Annotated in this window: 6 protein-coding genes; all 6 read right to left on the minus strand. The window is 63.5% G+C overall.

The genetic code is table 11. The annotated features are described in order from the left end of the window. Positions 1-82: 82 nt before the first annotated feature. Positions 83-1,375, minus strand: a complete 1,293-nt coding sequence (gene eno, locus KZO25_RS07385; protein WP_223136463.1) for a phosphopyruvate hydratase — start codon at positions 1,373-1,375, stop codon at positions 83-85. A gap of 62 nt (positions 1,376-1,437) precedes the next feature. Then, complete coding sequence (kdsA, locus tag KZO25_RS07390) at positions 1,438-2,289, minus strand: 3-deoxy-8-phosphooctulonate synthase (protein ID WP_223136464.1); 852 nt, start codon at positions 2,287-2,289, stop codon at positions 1,438-1,440. 17 nt (positions 2,290-2,306) lie between these two features. Beyond that, the gene (locus KZO25_RS07395; protein WP_223136465.1) at positions 2,307-3,968 is read right to left on the minus strand and encodes a CTP synthase; all 1,662 of its coding nucleotides are present in this window, start codon (positions 3,966-3,968) and stop codon (positions 2,307-2,309) included. A gap of 292 nt (positions 3,969-4,260) precedes the next feature. Continuing rightward, positions 4,261-5,682, minus strand: a complete 1,422-nt coding sequence (locus KZO25_RS07400) for an FAD-dependent oxidoreductase (RefSeq protein ID WP_316935573.1) — start codon at positions 5,680-5,682, stop codon at positions 4,261-4,263. Between the two features lie 24 nt (positions 5,683-5,706). Then, positions 5,707-10,158: a glutamate synthase large subunit gene (gene gltB / locus KZO25_RS07405; protein ID WP_223136466.1), complete on the minus strand. Its 4,452-nt coding sequence runs from the start codon at positions 10,156-10,158 to the stop codon at positions 5,707-5,709. Between the two features lie 476 nt (positions 10,159-10,634). Next, positions 10,635-11,747, minus strand: a complete 1,113-nt coding sequence (gene aroB, locus KZO25_RS07410; protein ID WP_223136467.1) for a 3-dehydroquinate synthase — start codon at positions 11,745-11,747, stop codon at positions 10,635-10,637. Between the last annotated feature and the right edge of the window lie 5 nt (positions 11,748-11,752).

Raw genomic sequence — 11,752 nt, forward strand, 5'->3', positions numbered from 1 at the left:
GGCACTGTGTAGGCAATCTCCTACAAGCCGTGTAGTCAATGTCGTCGGCCAGCTACTCAATAGTGAGTACTGTCACAACGATTCACTGCCCCTTGATGGCGGCACGCCCAGGATAGTCGACCTGCCCACCCAACTGCTGCTCGATCACCAGCAGCCGGTTGTACTTGGCCACACGGTCGGAGCGGCACAGCGAGCCGGTCTTGATCTGGCCTGCCGCAGTGCCAACGGCCAGATCGGCAATGGTGGTGTCCTCGGTCTCGCCGGAACGATGCGAGATGACGGCAGTGAAGCCGGCATCCTGGGCCATCTTGATCGCATCCAGGGTCTCGGAGAGCGAACCGATCTGGTTGAACTTGATCAGGATGGAGTTACCGATTTTCTCGTCGATGCCGCGCTTGAGGATCCGGGTGTTGGTGACGAAGAGATCGTCGCCGACCAGCTGAATCTTGTCACCCAGCTTGTCGGTCAGCGCCTTCCAGCCAGCCCAGTCGGACTCATCCATGCCATCCTCGATGGAGACGATGGGGTAGTCATCGCACAGCCCGGCCAGGTAGTCGACAAAGCCCGCAGCGTCATACTGCTTGCCTTCACCGGCGAGGTTGTACTGGCCGCCCTTGTAGAACTCGGAGGAGGCGCAGTCCAACGCCAGGGTAATGTCATCCCCCAGGGTATAGCCGGCATCCGCCACGGCCTGCTTGATTACCGCCAGTGCCTCGGCATTGGAGGCCAGATTGGGAGCGAAGCCGCCTTCATCACCCACTGCCGTGGAGAGCCCCCGGGCGGCCAGCACCTTCTTGAGAGCGTGGAAGATCTCGGCCCCCATGCGCAGGCCTTCGCGGAAGTTCGCTGCGCCCACCGGCTGGATCATGAACTCCTGGATGTCGACGTTGTTGTCGGCATGCTCGCCGCCGTTGAGGATATTCATCATCGGCACCGGCATGCTGAAACGGCCCGGCTGACCGTAGAGTTCGGCAATATGCGCGTAGAGTGGCACACCCTTGGCGTTCGCGGCTGCCTTGGCGGCGGCCAACGACACCGCCAGAATGGCGTTGGCGCCGAGCGAGGCCTTGTTGTCGGTGCCATCCAGCGCCAGCATGGCATTGTCCAGGCCGCGCTGATCCCGGGCATCCATACCCACGAGCTTGCTGCGAATCGCACCGTTGACCGCTTCGACGGCTTTCAGCACGCCCTTGCCCAGGTAGCGTGCCTTGTCGCCGTCGCGCAGCTCGAGGGCCTCGCGGGAACCGGTGGAGGCACCGCTGGGCGCACAGGCCACGCCCACCGCACCGCTCTCCAGGCGCACTTCGGCCTGCACGGTGGGGTTGCCGCGGGAGTCGAGCACCTCGAGGGCAAGGATATCGGCAATCTTGGTCATCGTGTGTCGTCCTATTCTTATGAATCAGTCTTATGAATCAGCGTTGAGTGAGTCAGTGAGTATCAGGTGATATCCAGCGCAGGGAAGCCCTTGACCATGTCATCGATGGCCTTGAGCTGCGCCAGGAAGGGCTCGAGCCGGTCCAGGGGCAGGGCACAGGGGCCATCGCACTTGGCGTTGTCCGGATCCGGATGCGCCTCCAGGAAGAGCCCGGCCAGGCCAACGGCCACGCCGGCACGGGCCAGCTCGCCAACCTGTTCGCGGCGGCCGCCGGCGCTGTCCGCGCGGCCGCCGGGCCGCTGAAGGGAGTGCGTGACATCGAAGAAGACCGGATAGCCGGTCCGCTTCATGTCACCAAAACCGAGCATATCAACCACCAGATTATTATACCCAAAGCTGGATCCGCGTTCGCAAAGCAACAACCTTGCGTTCCCGGCCTCCTCGCACTTCCTGATGATATGACGCATTTCATGAGGCGCCAGGAACTGCGGCTTCTTGAGGTTGATCACCGCCCCGGTCTCGGCCATGGCCACCACCAGGTCGGTCTGGCGGGCAAGGAAGGCCGGCAACTGGATGATGTCGGCCACCTCTGCCACCGGTGCAGCCTGCCAGGGCTCATGCACATCGGTAATGATGGGCACGCCGAAGCGCGACTTGATCTCAGCCAGAATCTCCAGCCCCTTCTCCAGCCCCGGGCCGCGAAAGGAGTGAATAGAGCTACGGTTGGCCTTGTCGAAGCTGGCCTTGAACACGAAGGGGATGTCCAGACGGGCGGTGACCTCGACATAGGTCTCAGCCACTTCCAGGGCCAGCTCACGGGACTCCAGCACGTTCATGCCGCCCAGCAGCATGAGGGGCAGAGAATTGCCGGCCTGAAGGCCGGCAATGGTGATGATGCGTTGTGCGTCTGTCATGAACACTCCTTCGACCCTCAGCCCTGCGGCTGGGCCTGGGCCTGCTGGCGGGCACGGGTGTTCTTGTGCTCCAGCGCCGCATTGATGAAGCCGGTAAAGAGCGGGTGGCCATCGCGGGGGGTGGAGGTGAATTCCGGGTGGAACTGGCAGGCCACGTACCAGGGATGGTCGGGCAGCTCGATCATCTCCACCAGGGAGTTGTCCACGCTCTTGCCGGAAATGACCAGACCCGCCTGTTCCAGCTCGTCGATGAACTGATTGTTGACCTCGAAGCGATGCCGATGACGCTCGACGATCTCATCGGCACCATAGGCCTCGCGGGCCTTCGTGCCGGTCCTCAGGTGACAGACCTGTCCGCCAAGACGCATGGTACCGCCCAGATCCGAGGCCGCATCGCGCAGCTCGATCTTCCCCTCCGGGGTGATCCACTCGGTGATCAGGCCCACCACCGGATGCTGGGTGTCGTGGGTGAACTCGGTGGAGTTGGCGTCTTCCCAGCCGGCCACGTGCCGGGCATATTCGATCACCGCCACCTGCATGCCAAGGCAGATGCCCAGATACGGAATACCGTTCTCACGAGCGAAGCGGGCGGTGGCGATCTTGCCCTCGACGCCACGCTCGCCGAAGCCACCCGGCACCAGGATGGCGTCCTTGCCCGCCAGTCGCTCGGTACCGTGGCGTTCGATATCCTCGGAGTCAATGTAGTCGACGTTGACCTTGACCCGGGTCTGGATACCCGCGTGGATCAGCGCTTCATTGAGCGACTTGTAGGCGTCCAGCAGCTCCATGTACTTGCCGACCATGGCGATATTGATCGACTTGAGCGGGTTGAGCTTGGCATCCAGCACATGGACCCACTCGTTGAGGTCCGCCTCTTCCGCTTCCAGGCGCAGCTTGTCGCAGACGATCTCGTCGAGGCCGTGCTCATGGAGCATCAGGGGTATGCGATAGATGGTATCGGCATCCTGCAACGGGATGACCGCACGCTCCTCGACGTTGGTGAACAGGGCGATCTTGCGCCGCTCGCTCTCTTCCAGCTCGACTTCGCTGCGACAGATCAGGATGTCGGGCTGGATACCGATGGAGCGCAGCTCCTTGACGCTGTGCTGGGTCGGCTTGGTCTTGGTCTCCCCCGCCGTCTTGATGTAGGGCACCAGCGTCAGGTGCATGAAGATCGCCCGACTCATGCCCAGTTCGCTGCGGATCTGACGGATCGACTCCAGGAACGGCAGCGACTCGATGTCACCCACGGTGCCGCCGATCTCCACCAGGGCCACGTCGAAGCCTTCGCCGCCGGCATACACGCGGCGCTTGATCTCGTCGGTGATGTGGGGGATCACCTGCACGGTGCCGCCCAGGTAGTCGCCACGGCGCTCGCGGCGCAGCACGTGCTCGTAGACGCGGCCGGTGGTGAAGTTGTTGCCCTGGGTCATCTTGGTACGAATGAAGCGCTCGTAGTGGCCCAGGTCCAGATCGGTCTCGGCCCCATCCTCGGTGACGAAGACCTCGCCGTGCTGGAAGGGGCTCATGGTGCCGGGGTCGACGTTGATGTACGGATCCAGCTTGAGCATGGTGACCTTGAGGCCGCGCGCCTCGAGAATCGCCGCCAGCGAGGCCGACGCGATGCCCTTGCCTAGAGAGGACACAACGCCGCCGGTCACGAAGATATATCGTGTCATGGAGAACCTGTCGAAACGTGATCATGAGGCGCGGCAGGAAGCTGCGCCAGGATGGGACGACAGACTAGCAGATTACGACCAATGGCTCAATTTCAGCCGCCTTGAGCCTGACCCGCGGCTTGCCCGGCGACAGGTCTTCGCGGAGGCGCTGTGAATACTTCCCTGTACGCTACCGATTCCTTCCCTGGAATCGGACCTCCGCTTCGACCTGTCCCCGGCGCCGCTCACCCTCACGGGTGGCTTCGAGCCTCGAGCAGAATGGTATCGAGGCTCGTAGCCCGTGGCTCGTCGCTTATACGCCCAGATAGTCGAGGATGCCCTCGCCGGCCTGGCGTCCTTCATGGATGGCGGTGACCACCAGGTCGGAGCCGCGGACCATGTCGCCACCGGCGAAGATCTTCTCGTTGGCGGTCTGGAAGGCGTAGGTACCATGCTCGGGCGCCAGCACCCGGCCGCGCTCGTCGAGCTCGATGCCCGCGGGCTCGAACCAGGACGAGGGGCTCGGCTGGAAGCCGAAGGCGATAACCACGGCATCGGCAGGCAGGACTTCCTCGGAGCCCGGCACCACCTCGGGACGCTGGCGACCGTTCTCATCGGGCTCGCCAAGCCGGGTACGCACCACCTTCACGCCTTCCACCTTGCCCTCGCCCACCACCGCCACCGGCTGGCGGTTGAAGAGGAACTCCACCCCCTCCTCGCGGGCATTCTTCACCTCGCGCTTGGAGCCCGGCATGTTCTCCTCGTCGCGGCGGTAGGCGCAGGTCACCATCGAGGCGCCCTGACGAATCGCCGTGCGATTGCAGTCCATGGCAGTATCACCGCCGCCCAGCACCACCACCTTCTTGCCCTCCAGCGAGACATAGTCGGCCGGATCCTTCTCGAAGCCGAGGCAGTGGTTGACGTTGGCGATCAGGTAGTCGAGCGCCTTGTGCACCCCGGGCAGCTCCTCGCCGGGGAACCCGCCAGTCATGTACTTGTAGGTGCCCATGCCGAGGAACACCGCGTCGTACTCCGCCAGCAATGCCTCGAAGTCGATATCACGGCCGATCTCGGTATTGAGCCGGAACTCGATGCCCATCTCCTCGAATACCGCACGACGGCGCTCCATCACCGTCTTCTCGAGCTTGAACTCGGGAATGCCGAATGTCAGCAGACCGCCGATTTCCGGATACTTGTCGAAGACCACCGGCCTGACGCCGTTGCGTACCAGGATATCGGCACAGCCGAGCCCAGCCGGGCCTGCGCCGATGATGGCGACCCTCTTGTCGGTCCACTCCACCTGGGACATGTCGGGACGCCAGCCCATGGCGAAGGCGGTGTCGGTAATGTACTTCTCCACCGAGCCGATGGTCACTGCACCGAAGCCGTCGTTGAGGGTGCAGTCCCCTTCGCACAGGCGATCCTGCGGGCATACCCGGCCGCACACCTCGGGCAGGGTGTTGGTCTTGTGGGACAGCTCCGCCGCCTCGAGGATATTGCCCTCCGCCACCAGCTGCAGCCAGTTGGGAATGTAATTATGTACCGGGCACTTCCACTCACAGTAGGGGTTGCCACAGTGCAGGCAGCGGTGCGCCTGGCTGGCCGCCTCCTGGGGCTTGTACGGCTCGTAGATCTCGCCGAACTCCCGCGCACGGGTGCGGGCATCCTTTTTCTGCGGGTCCTGGCGGCCCACGTCGATGAACTGGAAGTCGTTATTGGTCAAACGATTGGCCATGTCTTGTCTCCTGGGAAGTCCGGCTTACTCGGGGCGCCTGCGGGATTCGTCGAGCAGGCTGCCCAGGCTCGCCGCCTTGGGCTTGACCAGCCAGAAATGACGCACGTAGTCGCTGAAATCGTCGAGTATCTCGCGCCCCCGGGCAGACCCCGTCTCGGCAACGAACTCCTCGATGATTTCCCGCAGGTGACGCCGATAGGCCTCCATGGCCTCGGTATTGACGCGGTGGATCTCCACCAGTTCATGGTTGTAACGGTCGACGAAGGAGCGATCCTCGTCGAGCACGTAGGCGAAACCGCCGGTCATGCCGGCACCGAAGTTGACGCCGGTCTCTCCCAGCACGCAGATCAGACCGCCGGTCATATATTCGCAGCAGTGGTCGCCAGCCCCCTCGATCACCGCATGGGCGCCGGAGTTGCGCACGGCGAAGCGCTCGCCGGCCGTACCCGCGGCGAACAGCCTGCCGCCGGTCGCCCCGTACAGGCAGGTGTTACCGATAATCGCGGTCTCGTGACTGGCGAAGCGGCTGCCCTTCGGCGGGGTGATCACCACCTTGCCACCGTTCATGCCCTTGCCCACGTAGTCGTTGGCATCACCTTCCAGGTAGAGGTGAAGGCCTCGTGCATTCCACACGCCGAAGCTTTGCCCGGCCACGCCCTCGAAGCGCAGCGTGATCGGGGCGTCTTCGAGCCCGGCCTCGCCGTAGCGCTTAGCCACCGCGCCGGAGGAGAGCGCCGGCACCGAGCGGTCGCAGTTGGTGATGGTGAATTCGAACTCGCCGCCGCTCTTGTCGGCGATGGCCTGATCGATGGCGCCGAGTACCTCCTGGTTCTTGGCACCCGGATCATGGGGTACGTTGCGGCTCACCTGGCAATACTGCGGTGCATCCGACGGCACGAAGTCATTGGTCAGCAGGGGGCTCAGGTCTAGCTTGCGCTGGGAGGCAGTCGCGCCTTCCAGGGCCTCGAGCAGATCGGTGCGGCCGATCAGGTCGGTCAGCCTGCGCACACCCAGCATTGCCAGCAGCTCACGCACTTCATCGGCGATGAAGCGGAAGTAGTTCTTGACCATGTCCACGGTGCCGCGGAAGTGCTCGTCACGCAGGTACTGGTGTTGGGTAGCGACACCGGTGGCACAGTTGTTGAGGTGGCAGATGCGCAGGTACTTGCAGCCCAGCGCCACCATGGGCGCCGTACCGAAGCCGAAGCTCTCGGCGCCGAGAATGGCCGCCTTGACCACGTCGAGACCGGTCTTGAGGCCGCCGTCTGTCTGCAGACGGATCTTGTCGCGCAAGCCGTTGATGCGCAGCGCCTGATGCACCTCCGGCAGGCCCAGCTCCCAGGGAGAGCCGGCGTGCTTGATCGAGGTGAGCGGGCTCGCCGCGGTACCGCCGTCGTAGCCGGAGACGGTGATCAGGTCGGCGTAGGCCTTGGCCACGCCGGTGGCGATGGTGCCGATGCCGGGCTCGGAGACCAGCTTGACCGACACCTGGGCCTCAGGATTGACCTGCTTGAGGTCGAAGATCAGCTGCGCCAGGTCCTCGATGGAGTAGATATCATGGTGCGGCGGCGGCGAAATCAGGGTCACGCCAGGCACCGAGTAGCGCAGCCGGGCGATCAGGTCGTTGACCTTTCCACCGGGCAGCTGGCCGCCCTCGCCGGGCTTGGCACCCTGTGCCACCTTGATCTGCAGTACGTCGGCGTTGACCAGGTAGGCCGGAGTGACGCCGAAGCGACCGGAAGCGATCTGCTTGATCTTGGAGCTGCGAATGGTGCCGTAGCGCGCGGGATCCTCCCCGCCCTCGCCGGAGTTCGAGCGTCCACCGGCCTCGTTCATGGCCTGGGCCAGGGCCTCGTGGGCCTCGGGCGATAGTGCCCCCAGCGACATGCCGGCGCTGTCGAAGCGCGGGATCAGTTCTTCGACCGTTTCCACCTCCTCCAGTGAAAGCGGGGATTCGGACGACTTGAGCTTGAGCAAGTCACGCAGGGTGGCGGGCTCGCGCTCGTTGACCAACGCGGCGAATTTCTTCCACTTGGCGTAGTCGCCCTCCTGCACGGCCTCCTGCAGTGCCTTGATCACGTCCGGGTTGTAGGCGTGATACTCGTGGTCGTGTACATACTTCATCAGGCCGCCTTGGGAGATGCCCTTGCGCGGCGTCCAGGCGTCCCGGGCCAGCAGCTCCTGCTGCAGCTGCAGCTCGGCGAAACCGGCACCTTCGATACGCGATGCCATGCCGCTGAAGCAGAGGTCCATCACCTCGGAGTGCAACCCCACCGCCTCGAACAGCTGGGAGCCACGATAGGAGGCCAGGGTCGAGATGCCCATCTTGGAGAGAATCTTGTAGAGACCCTTCTGCATCCCCTTGCGATAGTTCTCGCGGGCGTCAGCCGGGCTGCCGGTGAGCTCGCCGGTACGGTGCATGTCCGCCATGACCTGATAGGCCAACCACGGGAAGACCGCAGTGGCACCCACGCCGAAGAGCACCGCCATCTGGTGAGCATCCCGGGCATAGCCGGTCTCGACCACGATGTTGGCCCTTGGGCGCAGTGCCAGCTTGCCCAGGTGGTGATGCACGGCGCCGACCGCCAGTGCCGCATGGATCGGCAATTGCCCCTTTTCCAGGTTGGCATCCGACAGCACCAGGATCACCTTGCCGTCATGCACCGCGGCTTCGGCCTGACGGCACAGCTCGACGAGCGCCGCCTTGAGCCCGACCTGCTCGGGATCGTAGCCCAGCGAGAGAGCATGACTGGCGAAGGTCGGATCATCCTGCTCGAGCAGCGCGGTGAACTTGCGCGGTGACAGCACCGGGGTTGTGAGGATGATACGGTGCGCATGCTCCGGCGTGGCCTTGAAGACGTTGAGCTCCGGGCCGATGCAGGTTTCCAGCGACATCACGATCGCTTCACGCAGCGGGTCGATGGCCGGATTGGTGACCTGCGCAAACTTCTGGCGGAAATAGTCGGTCAGTAGCCGATGCTTTCGTGAAAGCACCGCCATGGGCGTGTCGTCGCCCATGGAGCCCACTGCCTCCTGGCCGCTCTCCGCCAGCGGACGCAGCACCTGGTCGCGCTCCTCGAAGCTGACCTGAAACATCTTCTGCCAGGTATTGACCGCCTGCTGGTCCATGTTCTGGAAGCTGGCAAGCTCGGTCAACGCCGACTCCAGGTAGTGCGCTTCCTCTTTCAACCAGCGCTTGTAGGGGTAGGCCGACTTCAGTCGCTCATCGATATCGCTGGTATGCAGCACTTCACCGGTCTGGGTGTCCACGGCGAGTATCTGTCCCGGACCCACGCGCCCCTTGGCGACGACGTCTTCCGGCTTGTAGCTGTAGGTACCGATCTCGGAGGCGAGTGTGATATAGCCATTCTTGGTAATCACCCAGCGCGCCGGGCGCAACCCATTGCGATCGAGCATGCAGACCGCCTGGCGGCCATCGGTCATCACCACGCCGGCGGGGCCGTCCCATGGCTCCATGTGCATGGAGTTGTACTCGTAGAAGGCACGCAGCTCACCGCCCATGGTCTCCACGTTCTGCCACGCCGGCGGCACCATCATGCGCACCGCCCGGTGCAGCTCCATGCCACCCATCAGCAGTACCTCGAGCATGTTGTCCATGCTCGATGAGTCGGAGCCGACGGTATTGACGATCTCGTCCAGCTCGGCGATGTCGGGCAGGCGCTCGTTGACGAAATTCTCCTTCCGCGAATTGGCCCAGCCGCGGTTGGCCTCGATGGTGTTTATTTCGCCATTGTGGGCCAGCATGCGGAACGGCTGCGCCAGCGGCCAGCGCGGCGCCGTGTTGGTCGAGAAGCGCTGATGGAAGACGCAGATGGCCGTTTCCAGCCGCTCGTCCCCGAGATCATGGTAGAAGGCCGGCAGGTCCACCGGCATCACCAGTCCCTTGTAGGAAACCACCTCGGCGGAGAGCGAACAGACGTAGAAATCTTCCTCGTCGCGCAGCATCTGCTCGGCACGACGACGCGCCATGAACAGGTCGACGTCGAAGCGTTCCGGATCGCTCAGCTTGCCGGGCTCGACAAACAGGTGGCGGATGCGTGGCAGGCAAGCCAGCGCCATGGGACCGCAGAATGAGGGATCTACCGGCACGTCGCGCCAGCCCCGTATGACCAGGCCGCAGGCACGCAGCTCCCCCTCGAGGATCCCGCGAGCACGCGCCTCCTTGGCATCATCGTCGGGGAGGAAGATCGCGCCGACGGCAAAGCGCTCGCCCAGGGTGACGTCAAGCGTCTCTGCTGCCACTTCACGCATGAAGGCGCCTGGCATCTTCAGCAGCAAGCCACAGCCATCGCCGGTCTTGCCATCGGCAGCGATGCCGCCGCGATGCGTCATGCAGGTCAGCGACTCGATGGCAGTCCGGAGCAGGTCATGGCTGGCCTGTCCTTCCATATGGGCGATCAGGCCGAAGCCACAGTTATCGCGAAATTCACCGGGGTGATGAAGGCCTCTGTTCATGGGCGTGCCTCAAAAAAGACTATTGACTCAGCAGCAGATAATTTATATTCTATTATGTTTTTTATTTGTATCGATTAAAAAATCGACGCGCTGCTGCCGTGAGAAAAAGGACGCCCAGCATAGACACCCCAAGGCATTACGCGCAATTCCACCCCTCTCCGCGCCTCATGAAAACTCCCGCCAAATCCGCAACTTGCCTAATCAATCCCCAAGAAAACATCCTGTAGTTCAATAACTTGCACTCGCCATAAACGATTTTCAAACGGCATGAGTCCATGATTTAGACTTTAGTCTAATATGGCCATTTTCTCCCATACCGATACGGCATGAGGCATGCAAATTTATCGGCTCGGTGCATAACCGCCAGTCCACAAAAAAGCGACCCCCGTCGCTGACGGGGGTCGCCGTACTCAAAACCTGCGGTTTGTTGCGTCTTTATGCCGGCTGGAGGAGCAGGCCGGCATGTCCCCGGGCAGTCAGCGGCGGGGAAAGGAAGCCAGCAGTTCCGTCAGCAAACCAGACGGGGTCTCGTCATGGAGACAGGCGTCACCCAGGCCACGCAGAAGGATCAGGCGCAGGCGGCTGTCGACGTTCTTCTTGTCGAGCCGCATGCGATCGAGAAAGTCCTCGGCCGTCATGTCGGCAGGCGCCAGCAGCGGCAGGCCGGCAGCCTCGATAATGGCGGCGGTACGCGCTACCTCCGCCACGGAGAGCCAGCCGAGGCGCTGCGACAGCTCGGCCGCCATCAGCATGCCGACACCCACCGCCTCGCCATGAAGCCAGTTGCCGTAGCCCTGGTGCGCCTCGATGGCATGGCCGAAGGTGTGGCCCAGATTGAGCAGGGCACGAACCCCCTGCTCGGTCTCGTCCTCGGCGACTATCTCCGCCTTGATCGTGCAGCTGCGCTCGATGGCCTGGGTCAGCGCTGACGCATCCAGGTCACGCAGCGCCGTCATGTTCTCTTCAAGCCAGCCCAGGAAGCCGACATCACGGATAAGACCGTACTTGATCACCTCGGCCAGGCCCGCCGACAGCTCCCGCGACGGCAGGGTCAGCAGGGTGTCGGTGTCGATCAGCACCGCCTGCGGCTGCCAGAAGGCGCCGATCATGTTCTTGCCACGCGGATGGTTGACGCCGGTCTTGCCGCCCACCGAGGAGTCGACCTGGGAAAGCAGGGTGGTCGGCACCTGGATGAAGGCCACCCCACGCTGGTAGCAGGCCGCCGCGAAGCCGACCATATCGCCGATCACTCCCCCGCCCAGGGCAATCAAGGTACAGCGGCGATTGAATCCCGCCGCCAGCAGGGCATCCCAGATCCTACTCACGCTTTCCAGCGTCTTGGTCGCCTCCCCATCGGGCAACACCAGCTCCTCCACCTCGAGCCCTTCGGGAAGCCCTTGGCGACAGCGTGCCAGATAGAGGGGCGCCACCGTCTCGTTGGTCACGATCATCACCTGACGCCCGGCGAGATAGGGCGACAGCCAGGTGGCATCGCCCAGCAGGCCGGGGCCGATATGGATGGGGTAGCTGCGCTCGCCCAGCGCGACCTGGAGGCTGCGCTGGGGGGCGGGGGATTGCGTCAGGGTCATGGGGG

It is taken from the genome of Halomonas sp. ANAO-440 (assembly GCF_019915905.1).
Classification (GTDB): Bacteria; Pseudomonadota; Gammaproteobacteria; order Pseudomonadales; family Halomonadaceae; genus Halomonas; species Halomonas chromatireducens.

Bases quoted from the DNA above. Each gene is read 5' to 3' on its own strand.
- KZO25_RS07400 (WP_316935573.1), bottom strand. From the start codon at position 5,682: ATGGCCAATCGTTTGACCAATAACGACTTCCAGTTCATCGACGTGGGC.
- gltB (WP_223136466.1), bottom strand. From the start codon at position 10,158: ATGAACAGAGGCCTTCATCACCCCGGTGAATTTCGCGATAACTGTGGC.
- kdsA (WP_223136464.1), bottom strand. From the start codon at position 2,289: ATGACAGACGCACAACGCATCATCACCATTGCCGGCCTTCAGGCCGGC.
- KZO25_RS07395 (WP_223136465.1), bottom strand. From the start codon at position 3,968: ATGACACGATATATCTTCGTGACCGGCGGCGTTGTGTCCTCTCTAGGC.
- eno (WP_223136463.1), bottom strand. From the start codon at position 1,375: ATGACCAAGATTGCCGATATCCTTGCCCTCGAGGTGCTCGACTCCCGC.
- aroB (WP_223136467.1), bottom strand. From the start codon at position 11,747: ATGACCCTGACGCAATCCCCCGCCCCCCAGCGCAGCCTCCAGGTCGCG.